General features: G+C 64.9%; 19 protein-coding genes. 14 read left to right on the forward strand and 5 right to left on the reverse strand.

Translation table 11 applies throughout. The features are described 5' to 3' along the window. Position 1 precedes the first annotated feature (1 nt). Both U5C87_RS10780 and U5C87_RS10785 read left to right on the forward strand, forming a co-directional pair. Complete coding sequence (locus U5C87_RS10780) at positions 2–322, forward strand: DUF3017 domain-containing protein (protein WP_330476563.1); 321 nt, start codon at positions 2–4, stop codon at positions 320–322. A 10-nt stretch (positions 323–332) separates the two neighbouring features. Further along, on the forward strand, positions 333–1,286 hold the full coding sequence (locus U5C87_RS10785; protein WP_330476564.1) for a glycosyltransferase: 954 nt from the start codon (positions 333–335) through the stop codon (positions 1,284–1,286). A 78-nt stretch (positions 1,287–1,364) separates the two neighbouring features. On the opposite strand, the gene U5C87_RS10790 is transcribed toward U5C87_RS10785, so the two are convergent. The 4 genes from U5C87_RS10790 to U5C87_RS10805 form a co-directional block, all read right to left on the reverse strand. Then, positions 1,365–2,354, reverse strand: coding sequence for a malate dehydrogenase (locus U5C87_RS10790; protein WP_330476565.1), 990 nt, complete (start codon positions 2,352–2,354; stop codon positions 1,365–1,367). Positions 2,355–2,510: 156 nt separating this feature from the next. Continuing rightward, on the reverse strand, positions 2,511–3,377 hold the full coding sequence (locus U5C87_RS10795; RefSeq protein WP_330476566.1) for a hypothetical protein: 867 nt from the start codon (positions 3,375–3,377) through the stop codon (positions 2,511–2,513). A 129-nt stretch (positions 3,378–3,506) separates the two neighbouring features. Beyond that, entirely contained in the window at positions 3,507–5,258 is a 1,752-nt protein-coding gene (locus tag U5C87_RS10800; RefSeq protein WP_330476567.1) for a hypothetical protein, read from the reverse strand. Between the two features lie 104 nt (positions 5,259–5,362). Continuing rightward, a complete protein-coding gene (locus U5C87_RS10805) occupies positions 5,363–5,983 on the reverse strand; it encodes a SatD family protein (RefSeq protein ID WP_330476568.1) in 621 nt (206 codons plus the stop codon). A gap of 169 nt (positions 5,984–6,152) precedes the next feature. Here U5C87_RS10805 and U5C87_RS10810 point away from each other — a divergent pair, with 169 nt between their 5' ends. Together U5C87_RS10810 and U5C87_RS10815 are read left to right on the forward strand one after the other, a co-directional pair. Further along, positions 6,153–7,718 carry a DUF1800 domain-containing protein gene (locus U5C87_RS10810; protein ID WP_330476569.1) on the forward strand — a complete coding sequence of 522 codons (1,566 nt, stop codon included), beginning with the start codon at positions 6,153–6,155 and terminating at the stop codon, positions 7,716–7,718. 8 nt (positions 7,719–7,726) lie between these two features. Next, positions 7,727–9,055 (forward strand): DUF1501 domain-containing protein, encoded by a 1,329-nt coding sequence (locus U5C87_RS10815; RefSeq protein ID WP_330476570.1) that lies wholly within the window; start codon positions 7,727–7,729, stop codon positions 9,053–9,055. 7 nt (positions 9,056–9,062) lie between these two features. Here the strand turns inward: U5C87_RS10815 and aqpZ are convergent, their stop codons facing one another. Next, positions 9,063–9,887, reverse strand: a complete 825-nt coding sequence (gene aqpZ, locus U5C87_RS10820) for an aquaporin Z (RefSeq protein WP_330476571.1) — start codon at positions 9,885–9,887, stop codon at positions 9,063–9,065. Positions 9,888–10,191: 304 nt separating this feature from the next. Between aqpZ and U5C87_RS10825 the strand changes: the two genes are divergently transcribed. The 10 genes from U5C87_RS10825 to U5C87_RS10865 all read left to right on the forward strand — a co-directional run bounded on the left by U5C87_RS10825 (position 10,192) and on the right by U5C87_RS10865 (position 22,938). Next, on the forward strand, positions 10,192–12,015 hold the full coding sequence (locus U5C87_RS10825) for a polysaccharide biosynthesis protein (protein ID WP_330476572.1): 1,824 nt from the start codon (positions 10,192–10,194) through the stop codon (positions 12,013–12,015). Then, positions 12,012–12,962 carry a UDP-phosphate glycosyltransferase gene (locus tag U5C87_RS10830; RefSeq protein WP_330476573.1) on the forward strand — a complete coding sequence of 317 codons (951 nt, stop codon included), beginning with the start codon at positions 12,012–12,014 and terminating at the stop codon, positions 12,960–12,962. The genes U5C87_RS10825 and U5C87_RS10830 overlap by 4 nt, the downstream gene beginning before the upstream one ends. After that, positions 12,962–14,206 carry a glycosyltransferase family 4 protein gene (locus U5C87_RS10835; RefSeq protein WP_330476574.1) on the forward strand — a complete coding sequence of 415 codons (1,245 nt, stop codon included), beginning with the start codon at positions 12,962–12,964 and terminating at the stop codon, positions 14,204–14,206. The genes U5C87_RS10830 and U5C87_RS10835 overlap by 1 nt, the downstream gene beginning before the upstream one ends. Further along, a complete protein-coding gene (locus U5C87_RS10840; RefSeq protein ID WP_330476575.1) occupies positions 14,203–15,159 on the forward strand; it encodes an NAD-dependent epimerase/dehydratase family protein in 957 nt (318 codons plus the stop codon). The genes U5C87_RS10835 and U5C87_RS10840 overlap by 4 nt, the downstream gene beginning before the upstream one ends. After that, positions 15,152–16,183: a polysaccharide biosynthesis protein gene (locus U5C87_RS10845; RefSeq protein WP_330476576.1), complete on the forward strand. Its 1,032-nt coding sequence runs from the start codon at positions 15,152–15,154 to the stop codon at positions 16,181–16,183. Before U5C87_RS10840 ends, U5C87_RS10845 begins: the two co-directional genes overlap by 8 nt. Continuing rightward, entirely contained in the window at positions 16,180–17,289 is a 1,110-nt protein-coding gene (locus tag U5C87_RS10850; protein WP_330476577.1) for a polysaccharide biosynthesis C-terminal domain-containing protein, read from the forward strand. The genes U5C87_RS10845 and U5C87_RS10850 overlap by 4 nt, the downstream gene beginning before the upstream one ends. Continuing rightward, positions 17,283–18,422 (forward strand): non-hydrolyzing UDP-N-acetylglucosamine 2-epimerase, encoded by a 1,140-nt coding sequence (gene wecB / locus U5C87_RS10855; RefSeq protein ID WP_330476578.1) that lies wholly within the window; start codon positions 17,283–17,285, stop codon positions 18,420–18,422. Before U5C87_RS10850 ends, wecB begins: the two co-directional genes overlap by 7 nt. Before the next feature lie 28 nt (positions 18,423–18,450). Next, the gene (locus U5C87_RS10860; RefSeq protein WP_330476579.1) at positions 18,451–19,788 is read left to right on the forward strand and encodes a hypothetical protein; all 1,338 of its coding nucleotides are present in this window, start codon (positions 18,451–18,453) and stop codon (positions 19,786–19,788) included. Next, positions 19,739–20,683: a glycosyltransferase family 2 protein gene (locus tag U5C87_RS22660; protein ID WP_443082115.1), complete on the forward strand. Its 945-nt coding sequence runs from the start codon at positions 19,739–19,741 to the stop codon at positions 20,681–20,683. The genes U5C87_RS10860 and U5C87_RS22660 overlap by 50 nt, the downstream gene beginning before the upstream one ends. Before the next feature lie 1,256 nt (positions 20,684–21,939). Further along, positions 21,940–22,938, forward strand: coding sequence for a polysaccharide pyruvyl transferase family protein (locus U5C87_RS10865; RefSeq protein WP_330476580.1), 999 nt, complete (start codon positions 21,940–21,942; stop codon positions 22,936–22,938). Positions 22,939–22,977: the final 39 nt, after the last annotated feature.

The following is a 22,977-nucleotide window of genomic DNA, read 5'->3' on the forward strand; positions in this document are numbered from 1 at the left end:
GATGCAGTGGCGGGGTAGCGGCTTCGTCGTCCTCAGCTGGTGGTACCTCGTCGCGGGCATCGCTGCCGCCGGCGTGCTCGTCATCGGCTTCGTCGACGTGCGGTGGGGCGGGCGCATCGTCGCCGCGGCCTTCCTCATCGGGGCGCTGATCCGGCTCGTGGCACGCCCGTCGCGCAAGGCCGGTGGCCTCAACGTGCGCTCCCGCACGCTCGACGTCGTCATCCTGCTCGCCCTGGGTCTCGGTGTGCTCCTCGCGTCGGCGACCGTCAACCTCCGCGCCGACGTGTCCGACCGCACCCCCGTCGGCCGCACCTCCCGCTGAGGCGACCGTCGTGCCGGCGCAGGGGCCAGCAAGGACCGAGGCGTTCGAGCACTTCCTGCTGACCCGCTTCAGCGCGGCGTTCAGGCCGGGGGCGCCGCCACAGGAGGACTGGCTGCGTTACCGGCTCGGCTTCTTCGTCGACGCCTGCTGGTCGTCGGTGCGCGGCCAGCAGGGCGCGGACTTCACCTGGCTCGTCCTCTTTGACGACCGCTGCCCGGACGACTTCCGGGCCGACGTCGAGACGCTCACCGATGGCACCTTCACGCCCGTCTGGTCGAGCGAGCCGTGGAGCCCGTCGATCTTCGGCCGCGCCATCGCCGAGGCGCGACCGGCCGAGGCGGCGGGCCCAGCCACGGCGCCGTGGCTGCTGACGACGCGCCTCGACAGCGACGACGCCATCGCCCGGGACTTCATGGCGTCGGTGCAGCGCGAGTTCACCCCGACCGATGGGCTCTTCGTCGACTTCCCACGCGGCATCCAGATCGACCGGAGCGGCGCCACCTACCGCTACGACCAGCTCTCGAGCCCGTTCCTCACCCTCGTGGAGCGGCGTCGACCGGATGCGCCGCCGAGCACGGTGTATGCCGCCCGCCACGCCCGCGCTCGCCAGTGGGGTCCCGTGCGCGCGGTGAGCGCGCCACCGATGTGGGTGCAGGTCATCCACGGCGGCAACCTGCTCAACATGACGGTCGGTGCGCGCGTGTCACCGCGCGTCGTCAACGAGCGCTTCGACCTCGAGCTCGTCTACGACCGTGACGTGTCAGGCCCAAAACTGCTGTGGCAGAAGGTCGCCCACCGGTTGCGGCTGGCTCGCGTCTGGGCGGCGCACCCCGGTGAGGCGACGAAGTGGGCCGAGGCGAAGTACTGGCGCATCCGCGGCACGCACGTGCGACCGCGCAGTGACGCGCCTCCGCTGACCGACGCCCTCAAGGAGCGCGCCGCGCGACTGCGCCGGCGTCACTGACCCGGGCACACGGCATACGCAAAGAAGGGCGCCGCCCACCTCGTGGTGGACGGCGCCCTTCGACGTGCGTGAGGCGGCTCAGATGAGGCCGAGACCCTTGACGGCGTCGCGCTCCTCGGCGAGCTCGGCGACGGACGCGTCGATCTTGCCGCGCGAGAAGTCGTCGATGTCGAGGCCCTGGACGATGCTCCACCGGCCGTCCTTGACGGTGACGGGGAACGAGGAGATGAGACCCTCCTGCACGCCGTAGGAGCCGTCGGAGCGGACGGCCATGGAGACCCAGTCGCCGTCGGCCGTGCCCTGCACCCAGGTGCGGGCGTGGTCGATGGTCGCGGAGGCGGCCGACGCGGCCGAGCTCGCACCGCGGGCCTCGATGATGGCGGCGCCGCGCTTGGCGACGGTCGGGATGAACGTGCCGGCGAGCCAGTCCTGGTCACCCACGGCCTCGGCGGCGTTGCGGCCGCCGACCTCGGCGTGGAAGAGGTCGGGGTACTGCGTCGCGGAGTGGTTGCCCCAGATCGTCATCTTCTTGATCTCGGTGACCGGCACGCCGAGCTTGGCGGCGAGCTGGCTGATCGCGCGGTTGTGGTCCAGGCGCGTCAGGGCCGAGAAGCGCTCGGTCGGGATGTCGGGGGCGTTGCTCATGGCGATGAGCGCGTTGGTGTTGGCCGGGTTGCCGGTCACGGTGACGCGGATGTCCTCGGCCGCGACCTCGTTGAGCGCCTTGCCCTGCGGCGCGAAGATGCCGCCGTTGGCCTCGAGGAGGTCACCGCGCTCCATGCCCGGGCCGCGCGGGCGGGCGCCGACGAGGAGGGCGTGGTTGACGCCGTCGAAGACCTTCTTGGCGTCGTCGCCGATCTGCACGCCGGCGAGCGTCGGGAAGGCGCAGTCGTCGAGCTCCATGACGACACCCTCGAGCGCCTTGAGCGCGGGGGTGATCTCGAGCAGACGCAGCTCCACCGGGGTGTCGGGCCCGAAGAGGGCACCGCTCGCGATGCGGAACAGGAGGCTGTAGCCGATCTGGCCGGCGGCGCCGGTGACGGCGACCTTGACGGGGGTAGTGCTCACAGGTAGGCCCTTCACATCGGTGTGTCGCTGGACGCTCCGACGCTATCAGTGGCCGCGTGCTCGGCTGGACGGGCGTCTGTGGGTGGTTGGGGGTCGCTGCCTGCGGATGCCGTGGGGCGTGACGACGATCACGCGCGGCCGGTGGGTGGCCGCGTCTCAGGCGGTCAGGGCGAGCGAGCCGAGGGCGATGAGCCAGCTGACGAAGCTGCCGACGAGGAAGTACTCGGTGACGTCGTCGATGCCGGCCGGGCCGCCGGCGTAGGAGCCCGAGGTGGGGGAGGCGTTGGGGTCGGTGCCCCCGCTGCCGCCGCCGTTGCCGCGAGCCGCGGCCTGGATCTCGGGGAAGCGGAGCAGTCCCTTGGCGGCGATGACGAGGCCGGCCGCGCCGAACTCGCCCGCGACGCCGAGCCCGAGGATGACGAGGCGCTCCATGGGGCCGAGCAGGCGCCCGCCCTTGAGCCGGTCGGCGGGCTGGCCCTGGGTCGGGGGAGCGGGGTGTCCGGTCAGGGACGCCGCGGCCGCTGCGGCGGCGTTGGCGGCAGTGACGTCGGAGGGGCGCAGGGCGCCGATGGTGAGCAGCACGAGCCGCACGATGATGTTGGCCGTCGCCACGTTGAAGACGGCGAGACCGGTGAGCAGCAGCACCCGCGAGGCGGGCAGCGGACCGTGACCGGGCAGGTCGGCCCAGTGCAGCCACGTCGAGAGCGGACCGTCGGTCGGTGACGCCGCACCGGAGAAGGCGAGGAGCCCGAGGACGATCCCGGCGAAGACGGCCAGGGCCGCGAGTGCCGCGCGCCCGGTCATCTGGGTGCGCCGGGACAGCTCCGCCCAGGCGGCGCCCGCCGCGGCGGCGAGGACGAGGGCGAGCAGGTCGGCCCAGGAGCTCAGCCCGGCGAGCAGCGCAAGCCCGATGATGACGACGGGTGCGACGACGTGACCGATGACGCGCCCGGGCCGCCACGACGTCGACCGGACGATGTCGCCGAGCCCGATGCCGACGAGGACGACCGACAGCCAGGTCACGGGAGCTCCCGGAGCATCGTCGTCACCACAGCGAGGCCGCGCATGAGTCCTCCGAGGATCTCGTCAGGGTCGGGTCGTCATGGAGCAAACCACGAAGTCCCGACAGCCGCAGAGCGGCGCGCGGCCCGGTCACTGACGCTCGAGGAGCGTGCCGAGACCGGGGACCACGTGCCTGACGGGGTAGGCCGTCTGGACCCAAGCGCGGAGAGGGTCGCGCTGGACCCAGGCCGCCGCGCCACCGGCGTTCTCCTCGGCGGTCGCCATGACCAGCACGACGTCCGGAGCTCGACCGGTCCGTTGGAACCAGTCGAGGGCCTTCTGGTTGGCGGCGCCGTAGTCCTCCAGCCAGAGCGCCGGCGTCGCCATCGGGCCGTTCGCCGCGAGGTAGCCGCCGGCCGCACCGAGGATGAGGACGGAGCGCCCGCCACGGGTGGCGTCATCGACGGTCCTCGTGAGCGTGGTGAGCCGTGCTGCGCCGCCTTCGGTGGTGACGAGCCCGGCCCAGGGGCCGGCGGTGATGCGGGTGTCGACGCCGAGGGAGCCTGGCTCGTGGAAGGGCAGGGCGAGGAGCCCGAGTGCCATCCCGAGCGTCGGGACCGCCGATAGGGCGAGGGTGGCTCGGGCGTGTGCGGTCGTCGGTCTGCGCCCCGGTTCGGACCGAAGGGTGTCGGCACTGGTGGACCACTGGACGACGAGGACGAGGAGCAAGCCGCCGAGGGCGGCGCCGTGCACCGAGTACTCCGGGCCGGAGTTCGTGGTCGCCGCAATCACCGTCGCCGCGACGAGGCCGGGCACGGCAGCCGCAACCAGGTCCCCGCCGTCGCCAGGACGCGGCGACCAGCGGAGCTCGGCGATGACGGGAAGCGCGAGCGTCAGAACGAGGACGGACTCGAGAGCAGCCACGGTGTTGCCGAACCAGAGCTGCGGCAGGAGGCCGAGCGCGGCGCCGACGGTCACGGCCGTGGCCCACAGGACGCCTGCCGCGCTGGCTGCGAGCCGGAGCGCCCGCCAGTCCGGTCGGGCGCACCCCAGAGCGGTTAGCGCAAGACAGGCGAGGAGTGGCCAGTAGAGGGGGAAGCGAAGTCCCTCGTAGGTCCCGAGGGCCCGGCCGAGGCGTACGACCGGTGAGAGTCCATCTCCCCGGACGGCGAGGAGGAAACGCACGGACTCCTCGATCGAGGCCGGCCCGGCGGTGAGCAGCAGCGCGACGGCTGCCACGGCGAGCAGGATCAGGCTCGTCGCCGCTGCCACGACCCGCGGGCGAGCGCCCTGCACCCGCGCCGTGCCGAGCACGAGGGTCACGGCGAAGGCGGGCGCCAGCTGAGGGCTCGCGACCGTGCCGACGGCCGTCGCGCCGCCGAGCACCGCTGCCCAGGCGAGGGAGCGGGTCTGCCGCAAGGCGATGCCCGCGGCGGTTGAGAGCACGAGGGCGAGCACCGGCACCGAGGCGTAGCTGAGGAGTGGAAGCTGGTAGGGGAGACCGACCAGGACCGCCACCGTGGCCAAGGCAGCCGGCCCTGCGCCATAGCGGGTGCGCAGCGCCCGCGCCGTGAGCACGCCCACCGCGCCTGCGACCACGACGAACCACACGCGTGAGGCCAGCACGATGCCCGTCGTCCCGACCATGTGGTCCCAGGCCCAGACGAAGGGGACGGCCAGCAGGGAGCCGGTCACCTGAAGGTTCATCTCGTCCGCCAGAGCGGTGTCACCGCGGGCGAGGCGGAGCGCCAACGCGACCACGTGTCCGTCGTCGTCGGAGCTCGCCCCGAGAGTGAGGCGCCAGCCCAGCAGGATCAGCGCCGCGACGACAGCGACGCCGGCGGTGACGCGGAGGCGATGGGTGGGGACGGCTCCAGCGGTGCGCTCGGTGTCCTCGCGCACGGCCATGCTCCATGATGACGAGCCGGTGAGCCGCGTGGCGGCCTACGGGGTCGGGGACTTCGTGACTCGAGGTGCCGCGTCGCGGCTGGTCGCGAGTCCTCTTGTCAGGGGAGGCCTCCGAGGGTGGACATCGCCTCGAGCGCGACCCCGATGCCGTCGCGGCGCACGCGCTGCGAGACTGCGGACGCGCTGATGCCCAGCTCGTCGGCAATGTCCTGCTGCGCCAATCCGCGCATGAGCCCTCCCAAGACCCCTCGAGAGGTCGTCGACATGGACCCGACCATGAAGTCCAGGCAGTCGAGGGCGGCGCGCACGGCGGCGACGGTGGCCTCAGGCTCGTCGGGAGCGACGTATGCCGTCCGGGACGTGCGCGTCTGCGCGCGCCGGGCGCGGTCCTCGGCCGTCGTGATGGCCTCGCGCGCGGCCCAGTAGGCGGGGCCGTCGTGGATGCCGCGCACCGGGTCGAGCGTGGTGACCTCCCCGCGGCCGAGTCCGAAGCGGACGTCGGCGGTCGGATGCAGCTCTGCACGCACGACGAAGCTGGCTCGCAGCGCGGCGCCGAGCGTGGGATAGACGCACTGGAACTCGTCGCCAACGGTGATGACGGCCGGGTCGTCGACGGGCACCTCGGCGTTGGCTCGGGCTATGGCGGCCGCGAAGGCGTCGTGCAACGCTTGGCGTTGCCGGTGCGTCCGCGACTCGACGATGTCGCCGATGAGCGCCACGGGTGAAGGCTCTGTCTGAAGAGCAGGCATATGAAGATCATAACTTCAAAGTGCGTTGGTGAAGTCTGATGCTTCAGCACGGACGTCTTCATTCATGGGCATATGGCCCGATGGCCTGAAATGTCCGATTCCCGCACCCGGGGGCGATGTCGTCCGTACCGTCGTGCGCATGAACGCACATCTCCCCGCTTCGACAGGCGCTGCGACGCCGCGACGTCGACGGGTGCTCTCCGGCATCGGTGCGGGCGCGGTGATCGGGGTGCTGCCCGCTCGTGCTTCCGCGTCACCGGGCGTGCCGACCGGGGTCGGAGCCTCGACGACGACGGACCCCGTCCTGCACCTGCTGCGGCGCGCGACCTTCGGACCGACGCCGGCGCTGGCGTCGGAGGTGCGGGCCCAGGGCACGACGGCGTGGCTGGACGCCCAGCTGGCGCCCGCGACGGTGCCGGACACGGCCATGGACGCGATGCTGACCCGCTGGCCACGGCTGAGTTGGAAGACGTGGGAGGTGCGTGAGCAGCTCGACGGGGGCGACCAATGGGCCGTGATGATGGACCTGCTCGAGGCGCACCTCGCGCGGGCCCTCTTCTCCCGACGCCAGCTGCTCGAGACCGTGGTCGACTTCTGGACCAACCACCTCGTCGTCCCCGTGCCGAGCAGCGAGGTCTGGGACAGCTCGCACCTCTTCCAGCGCGACGTCATCCGCAAGCACGCGCTCGGCAAGTACTCCGACATGCTCAACGCGGCCGCGCGGCACCCGTCGATGCTCAAGGTGCTCGACAACGCCGACAGCACGAAGAAGGCGCCGAACGAGAACTACGGCCGCGAGCTGCTCGAGCTCCACACGGTCGGCCTCGGCAACTTCACCGAGGCCGACGTCAAGATGTCGGCACTCGCCCTCACCGGCCTCAGCGTCGACTCGGAGTCGGGTCTCTACTCCTACAAGCCGCAGCGCCGCTTCGTCGGGACCGTCAAGGTCCTGGGGTGGAGCGACGCCAACACCGTTCCCGAGAACGGAAGCGCGGTCGCGACGCTCTACCTGAACTACCTCGCCAGCCACCCGGCGACCGCGACGCGCATCGCCACGAAGCTCGTCACGCGATACGTCTCCGACGTGCCACCGGAGACTCTCGTCAGCAAGCTCGCACAGGTCTATCTCGCCAACGACACGGCCATCGCGCCGGTGCTGCGGGCGCTGTTCCTCTCGCCCGAGTTCGCCGCCTCCGCCGGCCAGAAGGTGCGCACGCCGTACGAGGACGCGCTCGCGTCCTGCCGCATCCTCGGGCTGACGCCCGAACCGGTCCCCGCCGCAGGCGTCACGAGCGACCTGCGCACCCTCATCTGGCTGACCCAGACCTTCGGGCAGGCGCCGATGGGCTGGCCCGCGCCGAACGGCTACCCCGACGTCGCGGCTGCGTGGAACGGCGCCTCGAGCACGTTGAACCGGTGGAACTTCCACCTGGGGCTTGCCGGCAACTGGAGCCTCAAGGCGATGAAGCGACCCGACGTGACCACGCTCGTCCCGTCGCCGCTGCCGAGCACGTATGCCGCGCTCGTCGACGCCCTGTCCGCCAGGCTGCTCATCACGCTGACCACCGCGCAGCGCGATGCGCTCTGCCGCTTCGTCGACCACGCGCCGGGTGATGCGCTCACGTCCGGTGCCCCGGCCGTGACGTGGCGGCTGCCCTCCCTCGTCGCGCTGCTGCTCGACTCCCCGAACTTCGCGACCCGCTGAGGAGCGTCATGACCAGAAATCCCGTGTCGGCGACCTCCGCCGAGACCACCGCGCCCCCGGAGGGCTGCGGGTGCCCGCAGGGCCAGGCCCTCACCTCCCAGGTGTCCCGCCGCACCCTCCTCGCCGGCGCGTCGGCGCTGGGCGCGATCGGCGCCGTCGTCGGTGTCGCCGGTCCGAGCGCCGCCACCCAGCTGGCCTTCGCCGGCACGGACTACACCGGCGACACCGTCGTCATCCTCAGTCTCCGCGGTGGCTTCGACGGGCTGTCTGCCGTCGCCCCGGTCGGAGACCCCGCGTACTTCGCGGCTCGTCCGACCATCGCCGTCCCGGCTTCGCGGGCGATCAAGCTCGACGCCATGTTCGGGCTTCACCCAGCGCTCGCACCCCTCAAGCCGATCTGGGACGCCGGTGGCCTCGCGGCCGTGCACGCGGTGGGCCAAGTCAACCGGACGCGGTCGCACTTCGAGGCCATGGCCACGATGGAGAACGCAGCCCCCGGGTCGTCGCTGCGCACGGGTTGGCTCGACCGTATGATCGGGCTGAGTGGGCCGGTGTCGACCTTCGCGTCGGCTGCCGTCGGCTCGGCGACGACGCCACAGTCGATGATCGGGCCCAACCCGGAGGTCGCGATTCGCACCGTCGACAGCTTCGCCTTGAGCGGCGCGAACACGCCCGCAGAGACGACGCGCTGGACCACGGCCCTCAATGCGTTGTACGCCGGTGCGCCCGCTACGCTTGCTGCTCCCGCGCAAGCGACCCTCGGGGCTCTCTCGATGATGTCGCCGCTCAAAGCGGCCGGGTATTCCCCCGCCAACGGGGCGGTATACCCCAAGGGCGCGGTTGGCGACGCCCTGCGCGACCTAGCTCGACTCATCAAAGCTCGGGTCGGGCTGCGTGCGGCCACCGTAGACGTCGGCAACTGGGACATGCACTCCGGGCTCGGCAAAAGCGACAACGGATGGATGTTCCGCCAGCTCACCGAGCTAGGGCAGGCGCTCGCTGCCTTCAACCAGGACCTCGGCGCGCAGATGAGTGACGTGACGCTCGTGACGCTCAGCGAGTTCGGACGACGTGTTGCTGAGAACGGTTCGGGCGGGCTCGACCACGGGCACGGCAATGTCTCGCTGGTGATGGGCGGTGGGGTACGCGGGGGCAAGGTCTACGGCCCCTGGCCGGGGCTTGCAGCCGCCAACCTCGACAACGGTGACCTAGCAGGGACAACCGACTACCGCACGATCCTCGCAGAGGCCCTTGAGCAGCGGGCGAGGCTGTCGTCTTCCACGGTGTTCCCGCTGCTCGGGTCCGACAGGCTAGGGATGTTCGCCGCGAAGGCCTGATCGCGAGTCAGTCGGTGGAGTCCACGTCGAGGATCGGGCGCCCCTCCGCGTCTACCGCGGCGTTCTCGACCATGTCGGTCGAGCCACTGATGTCCATGGCGTCGCGTCGCTCGCCGGTGATCCAGGCGAAAGTCGAGCCAGCGATGAGAGCCCCAACGACCGGCGCCAGCCAGAAGCCCCAGAGCTGACCGGGAGCGCCATTGCCGTTGAAAAAGGCGACAGCGGTCGAGCGGGCCGGGTTGATGGAGGCGTTGCTGATTGGGATAGCGACGAGGTGAGCGAGGAGCAGGCCGAAGCCGATCGCGAGGGGGGCGAAGCCCTTTGGGGCGTCGTCCTTGGTAGCTCCCAGGATGATGTAAACGAAGAAGGCGGTGACCAACGCCTCGACGATGAGTACGCCGCCCAGGGCGAAGCCGCCGGGGGAGTGGGCTCCGTAGCCGTTGGCTGCGAGGTTGCCGGTGACGGGCCGGCCGGTCGAGGACAGCAGGCCCGCGAGCGCACCGCCCGCGAGGAGACCGCCGACGAGCTGGGCGGCGACGTAGGCGGGGACCTCACGCCACTCGAAGCGCTTGGCGACGGCGATCCCGATCGTGACGGCAGGGTTGAAGTGCGCGCCGGAGACGTGGCCGACGGCGTAGGCCATGGTCGTAACCGCCAGACCGAAGGCAACGGCGACGCCGAGGTGGCCGATGCCCAGCTGAACCGACTGGCCGTCCAGAGCTTGCACGGCGAACTTCGCGTTGAAAATGGCGGACCCGCAGCCGATGAAGACCAGCCAAAAGGTTCCGAGAGCCTCGACCGCGAGGCGCGAACTCATCTTGGGTGTGTACATCGGGCTCCTCCAGCAGGGTCGTCGAGGCCGAACCGCCCGGGAGGGTCCCGGTGCCTCGCAGCGTAGTGGACCGCTCGCCGCAGATCTGCTGCCGCGGCCGCCTGCGCGCGACGACTCGTCCACGAGCCAGACATGTCAGGCTGTATGCCGATTCGCGGCTATGCTGCTTATGCGCGTGGTTTGGCCAAGATGACACATCTGATGTCGTTCACGTCGAGTTCTCGGGACGAGGTCGTGACCGTCGCGAAGGATTCAGGACGCGCACGTGAAGTCAGGGCACGTCAGGGATTGTGGTGAGTACAGGGTGACAGCACAGGTACGCAGAGCTCGTTGGGTCAGGCTGGGTTGGGCCGCGGTCGACGCGCTGATCTGGTTCGCGATGCTTTTCGCGGCGCTGTGGATTCGTCTCGACTTCTCGATCGACGAGACCTACCTGAAGGGCACCGCCACCTTCGCCCTGGCTGCCATGATCGGACAGCTCATCGTCGGCTACCTCGTCGGGCCCTACTCGATCAGCCACCTGCTGGGCTCCTTCGAGGAGATAGTCGAGCTGACGACCACAACGGCCATCGTCACCACGGTTCTCTTCCTGTGGTCGCTCATGGTGTCGCCCCCCGTGATCCCACGAGGCGTTCCGCTAACCGCCGGCGCCCTTGCTATCGCCACGATGTTCGCCCTGCGCTTCGTCGTGCGAACCGTCCGGTCACATAAGGCCATGCAGGCGGCTGCCGAGCGCCGTGCCATCGTTCTCGGTGCCGGGGAGGCCGGCAGACGCCTCCTCCGCAGCATGAAGTACGACGGTTCCGGGTCGTTCGTACCCGTGGCGCTGCTCGACGACGACCGGTCCAAGAACCGCCTCCGCCTCGAGGGACTCCGCGTGCGCGGCACCCGTGACGACATCGCGGCTGTCGCGCAGCGGTTCGAGGCCGACACTCTCGTCCTGGCCCTGCCGAATGCCGAGGCAGCGACGCTGCGCGATCTTGCTGCGCGTGCTGCCGATGCCGGCCTCGATGTCGTCAGCCTGCCACCGCTCAAGGACATCATGGGCGGTCGCCCCACCCCGAACGATCTACGCGACCTCGACGTCGCTGACCTATTGGGCCGCCGTCCAATCGAGCTGGACACAACGGCCATCGCTGAGCAGATCTCGGGCCGACGTGTCCTCGTCACGGGTGCCGGCGGCTCTATCGGATCGGAACTTTGCCGGCAGATCGCGCGGTTCGGCCCTTCGCGCCTATTCATGCTGGACCGCGATGAGTCCGGTCTCCAAGCCACTGAGATGAGCTTGTCTGGTCACGGTCTCCTCGATTCCGACGACCTGATTCTTGCGGATATCCGCGACACCACGGCGCTTGCGGACGCGTTCGAACGTGCGCGTCCTGAGGTCGTCTTCCACGCGGCGGCGCTGAAGCACCTCCCGCTGCTCGAAGCGCACCCCCTGGAAGCGTGGAAAAGCAACGTTGTTGGCACACTGAATGTCCTCACCGCCGCAGAGGCGGTCGGTGTCTCAACATTCGTCAACATCTCGACCGACAAAGCTGCGAATCCGACCTGCGTACTTGGATATAGCAAGCGCGTCGCTGAGCGACTGACCGCCGACTTTGCCCGTCGAGCCGACGGCCGCTATGTGTCTGTGCGCTTTGGTAACGTGCTGGGGTCCCGGGGTTCGGTCGTGCACGCATTCACGGCACAGATCGAGCTCGGCGGCCCGATTACAGTCACCCATCCAGACGTCCGCCGCTACTTCATGCTCATTCCTGAAGCATGCCAGCTCGTACTCGAAGCCGCATCCATCGGCGTCGATGGCGAGGTCATGGTGCTTGAGATGGGTGAGCAGGTGAAGATTCTCGAAGTTGCACAGACCCTAATTCGTATGAGTGGACGTCGAGACATCGACGTCGTCTTTACTGGCTTGCGACCCGGCGAGAAACTGGGCGAGGAGCTCTTCTCGAGCAACGAGGATCGTCGAGAAACCGCCCATCCTTTGGTGAACAGCGTGGGAGTGCCGCTCATCGAATCTGACCTCACGCGCGAAATCAGCTTTGCTACGCCACCTGACGCGGTGGCCTGGATGGCGCGGGAAGCAGGGGTAAGCGCACCTCAGATTGTGCGGGCGCGTACGGCATGAGGCAGGTCCTTGTGCTGCTTATAGCACTTGTGGTGACGGCTGCAGCGGCTCCAGTAGTGCGCGCGCTCCTGCTGCGCCGCAACATCCTTGACGTCCCCAACCATCGGTCATCTCACGCTATTCCGGTTCCCAGGGCCGGGGGCTTGGCCTGCCTTCTGGGCCTCCTCGTCGCCTCTGGCGCGGCGGCGCTCCTGGGCCTGCCGGTCAGTTGGGCGACGCTATTCGCGATTGTCGTGCTGACGGGGGTGGGTTTGACAGATGATCTACGCTCTCTTCCACCTCTTCCGCGCCTAGCCGTGCAGGCCTTGTCCGGATTTCTGCTCGGCTTCGCGCTTGGCGACGCGTGGCTCGCGGTGGCCGCGGCGGCGATCTTCCCCTTGGTCGTCAATGTCGTCAACTTCATGGACGGTATCAACGGGATCAGTGGGGCCGTGCTCATAGTATGGGGGTCCGCTGCTTGGATCGTGGCGTCCTCGGGACCCTTCGCGCTCGCCAGTGTCGGCGTACTCGGATGCGTTGCGGTGGGTACGGCTCTGGGCTTCCTTCCATGGAACGTTCCTCGTGCACGACTGTTCCTCGGTGACTCAGGGAGCTACCTCATGGGAGCCCTCATCGCAGGAGGTGTCGTCCTTGGCGCTTCGCAGGATGCCTCAGTGAGTGTCTTGTTGGCGCCACTGGCGCTCTATATCGGCGACGTAACCGTCACTCTTCTACGCAGGAAGCAGCGTGGGGCTGCTCTCATGGAAGCGCATCGCGAGCATGCCTATCAACGGCTGGTTTCAGTTGCAGGTTTGTCGCACGTCGCTGTAGCGCTGCTAGTGGCCAGCGGGTCTGCTGTCGTCCTCATGGCCTGCGTGCTGCTGCCACCCGCGGGCTCCGTCCTAGTCACTGGCGCGGCTGTCGCCCTCTTCCTTGCCCTTCCAGCCCTCATGGAGCGAACCTCGTAATGCGTATCGCGTACATCAGCCAGTGGTTCGATCCCGAGCGAGGATCGGCCGCACTCCCCGGCGTCATCGCTCGCGCGCTTGTGAACCGGGGTCACGAGGTGCACGTTCTCACCGGATTCCCCAACTATCCGGACGGTGAGCTGTATCCGGGGTACTCAGTACGGGCCTATCAGCACGAATCCGTGGACGGTCTTGAGGTCCATCGAGCGCCGCTATGGGTCAACCATGACGATCGTGCACTCCGACGTGCAGGCAACTACCTCACCTTTGCCGCCGCGGCTTCGGCGGTTGCGCTTTCGCGGCTACCGGACGTCGATGTGGCATGGGTCCACTCGACGCCAGCCACCACGGCGGTGCCGGCCCTCGCCCTGCAGCGAAGGCGCGGCACTCCCTTCGTGCTGCACATCCAGGATCTCTGGCCGGACACGGTGACCGCCTCAGGCTTTTTGTCGTCCGATCGCGCATCGTTCGTTGAGAGAGGACTTCACCGCTTCTGCGACTCAACCTACCGACGGGCACGCCACGTCGCGGTCACCGCCCCCGGCATGGCGGACCGTCTGCTCGAGCGCGGCGTCCCAGCTCAGAAACTGTCCTACGTCCCCAACTGGGCGGATGAGTCAGCCTTCAGACCTGTTGAAGACCGGGCCGAGGCGAAGAAGGCTCTTGGGGTAGAAGGCCGGTTTACGGTGATGTACGCCGGCAATTTCGGCGAATTTCAGTCCCTGGACACAATGGTGCGTGCGGCGGAGCGTCTACGACACCGACACGACATCGCCTTCGTGCTCGTGGGTGGCGGCGTCGAGGAGGCTCGTCTGAAGCAGGCAGTCGCCGCCGGCGCGCTGACTAACGTGGTGTTTGTCCCTTCCCAGCCCTTCGAGAGGATGGCTCAGGTACTTGCAGCAGGGGACGTCCAGGTAATCAGCCTGCGTGACCGACCGCTATCGCGAATGACGCTCCCGAGCAAGCTGCAAGCGACGATGGCCGCAGGCCGTCCCCTGATCGGTGCAATTGCTGGTGATGCCGCTCGCGTCATCGTCAACAGTGGCGGCGGTCTGTGCGTGACCCCCGGATCTGATTCGGAGATGGCGGCCGCGGCCGAGCGGTTGGCTGCCCTGTCGCCGGTCGAGCTGGACGCGATGGGCGCAGCCGCGCGCGTGCATTACGAGCAGACGTATGCCGAGCAGGCGGCTCTGGAACGAATCGAGGCGATCCTCGCCCCGACAGGTGAGCGGGTGTCCGCGTGACAGTGGCCGTGGTCGGGGCATCAGGCTTCATCGGGCGTGCCGTCGTGTCGGACCTTGAGGCTGCCGGTCAGGAAGTACGACGCATCTCAGGGCTCCGTGTCTCGGGCGAGATAGACCCGCGGACCATGTCGGTGTTTGGCGATCCTAAGTCTCGCGGGGCGATCCGGGACGCGATAGAGGGGTGCCACTGCGTCATCAATGCCGCCGGAGACCCAAATGCCTCGTCGACAGACCAGACCGCCCTCCTACAGGCGAACGCTTTGCTTCCCGGATTGCTCGCCGAGGCTGTGAGTGACGTGCCTGGCGCCCGCTTCGTCCACGTGAGCAGTGCGGTCGTACAAGGCCGCGCGGCAATGCTGACGGACTCTGACGAGTTCGACGTGTTTTCGCCGTATGCCGTATCTAAGGCCGAAGGCGAGCGAGCGATCCGTCGTGCGTGCCCCGAACGCCACGTCATCTATCGGCCGCCAAGCGTTCATGCACCCGACCGACGCGTAAGTCGTTCGGTCGTGCGGCTGGCCGAGTCGCCGCTGCGCAGCGTGGCTGCGCCTCCAACTTCTCCGTCTCCACAAGCCCTCGTCGAAAACGTGGCGAGTGCGATCGCCTTCTTGGCCACCTGCACGCCTGAGCCTCCAAGCGTCGTCATCCACCCGTGGGAGGGGATGACCACAGGCGGCCTCATGCGCGTGCTAGGGGGAAGGGAACCTCGTGTCCTCCCACAACGCTTCGCCAGTCGGATCGTGCAGCTCTTGGAGCGAGCGGGTCGTCGCTCGGGACCGATTGCGACAAATGCCCGACGAGTCGAGATGATGTGGTTCGGACAGGGTCAAGATCGAAGCTGGCTGACCGGGGCGGGATGGACGCCACCGGTGGGAATCGAAGGATGGGAAGAGCTGCGCATGCGCATCAAGACTGAGGCCGCACGCGGCGATATGGGTGGTACCGATGACTGAATCAGTGTCAGGCGCGAGTGTCCTTATCACGGGTGGGACCGGTTCGTTTGGATCGATCATGGTCCGTCACCTGTTGGACCGCGGGGTGCACGAGGTCAGGGTGCTGTCGCGCGACGAAGCGAAACAGGATGACATGCGTCGGCGAGTCAGCGACAGCCGACTCAAGCTCTTCGTTGGCGATGTGCGTGATATTGACAGTGTTAGGTCGGCGACCGTCGACGTCGATTTCGTGTTCCACGCGGCGGCTCTTAAGCAGGTGCCGTCCTGTGAGTTTTTCCCTGAACAGGCGGTCAAGACTAACATCGTGGGCAGTCGCAACGTCTTAGAGGCGGCGGCGGCCGCCGGTGTGCGAAGCGTGGTGTGCCTCAGCACCGACAAGGCGGTCTATCCCGTGAACGCCATGGGGATGTCCAAGGCGTTGATGGAGAAGACCGCCCAGGCCTTCGCTCGAAATCACCCGGAGTCCAAGACCACAGTCTCGGTGACCCGCTACGGGAACGTTATGTATAGCCGAGGGTCCGTGATTCCCTTGTTCGTCCAGCAGACTCAACAGCAGAAACCCCTCACGCTGACCGAGCCCAGCATGACTCGCTTCTTGATGTCGTTGCAGGAGTCAGTCGATCTCGTGGAGCACGCCTTCCTCCATGCCGAGCCTGGCGACCTGTTCGTGCGCAAGGCACCAGCATCGACGGTAGAGACGCTGGCGCGCTCGGTGGCGGAGTTGCTCGGCGAGTCCTCGCCGGAGATCACTCGGCTCGGAATGCGACACGGCGAGAAGATGCACGAGACGCTGCTTAGTCGCGAAGAGATCGCCAAGGCGCAAGACCAGGGTGACTACTTTCGGGTGCCCTTGGACGCGCGTTCCCTCCAGTACGAACTCTTTTTTGAAGAGGGCGAAGAACTTCCAGCACAGCTGGAGGACTACACCAGTGAGAATACTAAGCGGCTCGACGTGGATGGAACGAAAGACCTACTACTCCGTCTTCCGGAGTTCGATCGCCTCATGTCAGGTCTGCCCGCGTGAAGGTTGTCGTCACCGGCGCCGACGGATTTCTCGGCTGGCATCTGCGTGTGCGTGCACACGCAGAGGGGATTCATGAGCTGCTGCCGGCCCAGCGGGACAACTGGGCCGAGCTTGCCAGCCTGGTGAAATCGGCCGACGCCATCGTGCACATCGCGGGTGTGAACCGAGGCGAGCCCGATGTGGTCGAGCGTGGCAATGAGGCGCTTGCGCGAGACGTGGCCCGTGCCGTTGAGGGCGCTGGCGGCCCGCGCACGCTGGTCTACGCCAATTCGATTCAGAGTGGCAATGGGACCCCATACGGCACGGGGAAAGAGGTTGCTGCTCGGCTCTTGCGTGCTTCCGTCGAGAGTAGCGGCGGGACATTCGTCGATGTCCAGCTCCCCAACCTGTTCGGAGAGCACGGCCGCCCGGATTACAACTCTTTCGTGGCGACGTTCGTAGAACACGCTGTGCTTGGAACTCAGCCACAGGTAGTGGACCGGGCGGTGCCCCTCCTCCACTCCCAGTCTGCTGCGGCGACTCTTCTGGACGCCCTGACCGGTGCTCCGGGAGTGGTGCGCCCGCGCGCCACCGACATCTCGGTGAGCCGGGTGTGGGATCTACTTCAGGGTTTCGCTGACACGTATGCCGTAGGCGATGTCCCCAAGCTGTCCTCTCAGTTCGAAGTGGACTTGTTCAATACCTTCCGCTCAAGACTCTTTCCTGAGAGGTACCCCATCGCACTGACAGCTCACGCGGACGACCGTGGACGGCTCGTCGAGACTGTGCGCAGCCACGGTGGCCAGGGACAGACCTTTGTCTCCACGACGCGACCCGGGGTGACACGCGGAGAGCACTTCCACCTCCGAAAGATCGAGCGGTTCGTGGTTCTCTCAGGACGAGCCACGATCGGCCTGCGCAAGGTCCTCGGTACAGACGTCGTGCGTTTCGATGTAAGTGGCGAACTGCCCGTGATTGTTGACATGCCAACGATGTGGGCGCACAACATCACCAACACCGGCGACGAGGAGCTGGTGACGCTTTTCTGGACCAACGAGCTCTTTGACCCGAGCGACCCTGACACGTACAGAGAGCTTGTGGGCTCCGAGAAAGTTGAATCATGCTGAAGGTCATGACCATCGTGGGCACGAGGCCTGAGTTGATCCGCCTGTCCCAAACAATCAAGAGGTTAGACAATACCGTCGACCATGTTTTGGTTCACACCGGCCAGAACTACGACTACGCGCTCAATGAGGTCTTCTTCCAAGACCTCGGCATAAGGGCTCCCGACCACATGCTCGGCGTCGATACGAGTTCACTCGGGCGGGTTTTGGGCGAGACCCTCATCAGGACCGAGGAGGTGCTAATCTCCGAGCGGCCTGACGCACTACTTGTCCTTGGAGATACAAACAGCTGCATCGCTGCGGTTATGGCAAAGCGCATGCGTATCCCCGTCTATCACATGGAGGCAGGCAATAGGTGCTTCGATGAAAACGTTCCCGAGGAAACCAACCGGCGCCTCGTAGACCACGTTGCCGACTTCAACCTTGTCTATACCGAGCATGCGCGGCGTAATCTCCTGGCGGAAGGATTGCACCCACGGCGCATACTCAAGACAGGCTCCCCAATGCGGGAGGTTCTCAATGCCTACATGAGCAATATATCGGCGTCTGATGTGCTTGAACGCTTAGGTCTCGTGGAAGGCGGCTATATCCTCGTGAGCGCGCACCGGGAGGAGAATGTCGACTCGCCGCCGCGATTGCAGAAAATGCTGGATTGCCTCACGGCGGTACATCATGAATTCCAACTGCCGATTTTTGTGTCGACACATCCACGTACTCGCAAGAGACTTGAAGCTTTGCCCAACTGGAGTGCACCGAAAGGTGTCACGTTCAGTGACCCCCTTGGCTTTCATGATTACAATAGACTTCAGATTGCCGCCGCGTGCTGCCTCAGCGATTCAGGCACCATCGCTGAGGAGTCGTCGCTGCTTGGCTTTCCCGCGGTCACCCTCCGAGACTCCATCGAGAGGCCCGAGGCACTCGACACTGGAGCCATTGTCATGACGGGCCTGGATGCCGACGATGTAGTTGCAGGCGTGCGTGTCGCTATGGCCGCCACGCGGCAACGAGGTATCGATCATCTCGCACCCGATGACTACCTGATTGAAAACACAAGCGAGCGTGCAGTCAACTTCATACTGTCGACCGCTCGGCGCCACCATGTCTGGGCAGGGTTACGCAGTGCCCCCTTCAACTGAGCAGGAGGCCGCCCCGCGAATACCTCGGGTGGTCCTCTTTGCAGGAATCTATATTGTCGTCAACTTGCACCTGCTGCGCAACGTTGCCGGTCCCGTGTACCTCGCTGTGTACGCCGCCGTGGCGTCACTCGTCGTAGTTGCCGCCGTCACATCGGGACGGCGACACAATTGGCGCGGCAGTTCTTGGGGCTTCACGTGGGCAGCCATCTGCACATTGGGCTTGCCTATTTCTCTGGCGTATACGGATTTTTCAGGGGTGACGTCGGGGTATGTGCGATTGGTATTTGCCTTTCCTGTATTCTTGGCATTGATTCTCTTCACAAGCACGCAGGATGACCTTAGGCGGAACGTCACCGTCATGCTGCTCTTCGGGGCGATTGCAAGCCTGTCCCTACCGTTGCAACTCGTTACGGGTCCTATCGGGTGGTTCGCGTCTTCCTCGGAACGGGCTGGCTTGGATCGCTATGCATCTCTAGCAGGCAGCCTTACGTCTTTTGGCATCGGTGCCGGTGCCTTGATAGTACTAGCGCCTCTGGCCACGCGTCGTGTCGGCACCGTGTGCGCGCTGGTCATCGCTGTTTCGGCTGCAACGTCGCTCTCCAAAGCAGGAATGGCGAATATCCTACTTTCAATCATTGCGCTCGCCTGGCTCTATAGGCGGAAATTGCCGTCCAAGATACTGAAAGTCGCGCCGTTTGCTATGGCTGCAGCTTATGTCGCCGCTGACATTGAAGGCCTGCGTGATCGGTTCATTGCCACAGCCTCAAGTTTCGGGCTAGTAAGCGATCCAGCCATAGTGAACTATGACGTTCCGGTCGATCAATCCGTTGGTGAGCGGCTAACAGCTTTACCGGCAGCGAATTTTGCAGCTCTCGGGGACCTGCATACGCCCTTCGCGTATCTACTTGGGGGTGGCTATGGCATGGGAGGGACGGCGTTGGTCCCGCGCGAGAGCGTGCTTGCGCCTATGGCCCACAATCAGTTCGCGGAGCTAATAACGGTGTTCGGTTTCATCCTGGGAGGCGCGGCGATCCTGGGCATGCTTGCTACATTCGGGCGACTGTGGAAGGTGGCTAGAAACACACCTTGTCCGGAGCAGCGAAGGGTCTACCAGTTAACAATCGCAGCGTACTCAATCTTTCTAGCTAACTCCCTATTTGCTAATGGGACCCTATATCAGCCCTTCAGTGCTTCAATCTTCTATTTCGCGCTTTTCGTGGCATGGTGTTACCCCCACCTAGCGACTACAACACAAGTGGAAAGGCGCACCAGTGCGCGGGCTTCTGATCTCCGTAGTAATTCCAACCCACAATCGCGTGGAAGCGCTCGACGCATTGCTGGACGATTTGGGCAGGCAGAGCCCTGAGACCCCACCCTTCGAAGTGATTGTCGTGAATTCTCCTGTTGGCAGCCCTGTCGACTCCGTGATGCGAGCTCATAAAGACAAAGGCCTCCGTTTACGATTAGTTGAAGCGGAAAACAACATTGGCGTAAAGAGAAATGCAGGCGCATTCGTAGCGGCCGGCAGCGTTCTCCTCTTCTTGGATGATGACATGAGGGTTGCATCCGGCTTCGTTTCGCGGCATGCCAATGCTCACGCGAGGGATGGAAGTGCGGACATCGTCTGTGGCGATGTGCACTTTCCCAGCGAGTGGGTTGAAGCGAGTAATTATTATCGCTACAAGCAGGGGAGGCACCAAGCGAGCGTGGGCTTACCCTCGAATTCTTTACCGCCTCACCGAATCGTTACTATGAATATGTCAATGAGTACGCAACTGTTCTCCTCATTGGGAGGGTTTAGGACGGACTTTCCTCAATATGGACAGGAGGACCTTGAGTTTGGCTTTAGGGCCGTTAGGTCCGGTTGCACAATCGAGTTGTCGCAAGAAGCCTCCGCGTCGCACATCGAAGTGGGGCAGGATTGGCGTACTTTTGCGGCCAAAGTCTACTGCTCAACGTTTTATGGTAGTGAGACTCTATTGAAAGTCGCACCGGAAGCCGCGAACGTTCCCACGTTCCTATACTCCGAGAAATTCCCCAGCTCTCGGAGAGTCGGAATCGTTCGGGGTGTTCTTAGTTTTGTAGGAAGTTCCAAGGTTCTGCGTCTCGGAATCAAGTATGCCGACAAACTTGACAGAATCCGATGGGCATATGTTTCTACGCCCTATGCCATTTTGATACTAGCCGTGGCGCGCAGGGGTGCTACTGACCGATTGAGGGGCGCGGGTGATCGACGCTCTCAACTCTTTGGAGAACGGTGAGTAGATGATGGGGGGAACACGACGGCGAAGCTCCGTAGCCATTCTCGGTTTGTCCGAACATGCTCTTCTCACAGGAGTTCAGTTCGGCGGGCTACTGCTGACGACACAAGTCGCGATAAGCGACGACGTTGGGCGTTACACGTTCCTCTTGTTGATTTTCGTGGTGGTTACTGGTGCTTTCCAAGCGATACCGGTCACGTGGATCCTTACCTCTTCGGGGGCCGACCGCAGCGATAGACGCTGGTACGCTGGGGTAGTCTCCATGGCGGCGCTTTTCACGGCACCTGTAGTTTGCCTCGCAGTCATGCTGAGTTTCGACGCCTACAGCCCCATAGCGTTGGCGTCGCTTGTAACGGCTTCCCTGAGTCGGTTGGTCGTGGACGGAATGCGTGCTTCATATTACGCGGACGGCAACAATGCGGCAGCATTCCGGCTCACGTCCATGTATGCTGCGCTGGTATTTGTGGCTTGGGCTTTCTGGGTGTGGACGGGGCGGCCGGGCGGATGGATTGGGCCTCTAACCGGCCAAGGCGTCTCAAGCGCCGTGTTGATTGGTGTGGTCATAGTATCTGGTGGCTACTGGCCGACGCGTGAGTCTTACCAGTATTTCCGCAGTTCTGTGGGGGGCTCTTGGAAGTTGCTCGGGATCACCTACGGAGCCAGTATTGTCGCTCAATTCCTGGTCCCTGTAGGTGTTCTCGGTGCGGCGGGCTACTCAGTTCTAGGCGTCGTTAGGACTTCGCAGTCTTTGGTTGGTCTCCCTCTTCAGGTGGTCCGCGGCCTTGGCCCTCAATTTCTTGCCTTCCAGTCGAAGCGCCATCGCGCTTCAGGGAGTGTTTCCAAGGTGGGCTTCGTAGCATGGGTAGCCGCGCAAGGGTTTCTGGTCGCTCTTTTCGTTGCACTGCTTCAAGTTGTGCCATCCCATTGGGTGGAACGGTTTTTCGGCGAGGTGGGACCCAGTGTCTTCTTAGTGCTTCCGCTGTTTGCGGTCGCGTCTTTGGTAAATCAAATGGTCGACACAATTGAATTGTATTGCCGCGCCACCGATCGGCTGGGACCCTTCGCATTGGTTCGCGCCATCTCCGTGCCGATAACTATTGTGGCTGCCTATGTTGGTGCACTTTACGGGGGGAGTCGCGGAGTCGGCTACGCTCTGGGATGTAGCTATGTAATAACCCTAACGATGGGGCTTTCAGTGATCATTCGTCGACGCAAGCAAAGGGAATGGACGCATGTCTAGGGCGACAAGGGCCTATGTGGTCGGCTACTTCGGAATGGACAACTTTGGTGATGATCTCTTTGTGAAAACGATCGCGGCGGATCCAGGACGTTACACCGGTGCGGAAGAGGTAGTCTTTGGCTGCCCGCCTATTGGCGGCATCCAGGCTTCGTACTCGTGGTCCGGACGGCTGCTAAGGAAACAGTTCCAAAATGAAGGTCGTATAGGTGGAATCGTTCGCTTAGCCGTCGGACTCGAGGGACTACTGCGTTGTCGCACACTGGTGATGGGCGGGGGCTCGGTGCTTTCTAGCCTCGAGGGCGTTAGAAGGGTTCAGGCCAAACTTACCCGGCGGTCGCGATTCAAGTGGCGTGCCGTGAGCGTTTCGATTGGCCCGTTTGAGCGCAACAGCGATGCTGATGAGGTGCTTGATTTCCTGAGTCGTTTCGATTCGGTTGCCGTGAGGGATGAGCGTTCCTATCGGCTTGCTGTGAGCAAGGGACTGGGACAGGTAACGCAGAACTGGGGAGACATCGTGCTCGGTTCCCCACCCGCTAATGTAAGTCGAATTCCAGGCCGGATCGTGTTGATTCCCTGTATCGATGCTCCGTGGGAGCACCATTCAGGAACGATCTTAGCAATCAAGGAGTTTGCTGCTACTGAACAGCTGGCATTGGATGTGGTTGTACTGAGCGTGAACTCCAACTCCACGCATGGGGACGATGAATTTTCTGAGCGCTGCGCGGGTGCGCTTTCGGGCGTTCCAGTTCGACGTCTTCGGTATGTGGATATTGGTGTCCGAGAGACTTGGGAACTCATCGGGTCAGCTTCGTTGGTGGTATCTGGGCGTTTGCACGGAATCATCGCGGCTATGGCGAATGGCGTTCCGAGCGTCGGTTTTGAGTATCATCAAAAGGTGACTGACCTTTTGTCAGACGCGGGTGTAGGTGTTGAAGCAAGGATCTCGTCTCAGGCGAGTGTCGCTATCGCGCGCGAAGTTGTTGACCGGCGTCTGAGAGAAGCGATTTTGAACTGACTTCCGACAACTCGGAGGGCATGATCATCCACGCATGAT

The organism is Terrabacter sp. C0L_2, from assembly GCF_036352015.1.
Lineage (GTDB): Bacteria > Actinomycetota > Actinomycetes > Actinomycetales > Dermatophilaceae > Terrabacter > Terrabacter tumescens.

Bases quoted from the DNA above. Each gene is read 5' to 3' on its own strand.
- U5C87_RS10835 (WP_330476574.1), top strand. From the start codon at position 12,962: ATGCGTATCGCGTACATCAGCCAGTGGTTCGATCCCGAGCGAGGATCG.
- U5C87_RS10830 (WP_330476573.1), top strand. From the start codon at position 12,012: ATGAGGCAGGTCCTTGTGCTGCTTATAGCACTTGTGGTGACGGCTGCA.
- aqpZ (WP_330476571.1), bottom strand. From the start codon at position 9,887: ATGTACACACCCAAGATGAGTTCGCGCCTCGCGGTCGAGGCTCTCGGA.
- U5C87_RS10845 (WP_330476576.1), top strand. From the start codon at position 15,152: ATGACTGAATCAGTGTCAGGCGCGAGTGTCCTTATCACGGGTGGGACC.
- U5C87_RS10815 (WP_330476570.1), top strand. From the start codon at position 7,727: ATGACCAGAAATCCCGTGTCGGCGACCTCCGCCGAGACCACCGCGCCC.
- wecB (WP_330476578.1), top strand. From the start codon at position 17,283: ATGCTGAAGGTCATGACCATCGTGGGCACGAGGCCTGAGTTGATCCGC.
- U5C87_RS10810 (WP_330476569.1), top strand. From the start codon at position 6,153: ATGAACGCACATCTCCCCGCTTCGACAGGCGCTGCGACGCCGCGACGT.
- U5C87_RS10780 (WP_330476563.1), top strand. From the start codon at position 2: ATGCAGTGGCGGGGTAGCGGCTTCGTCGTCCTCAGCTGGTGGTACCTC.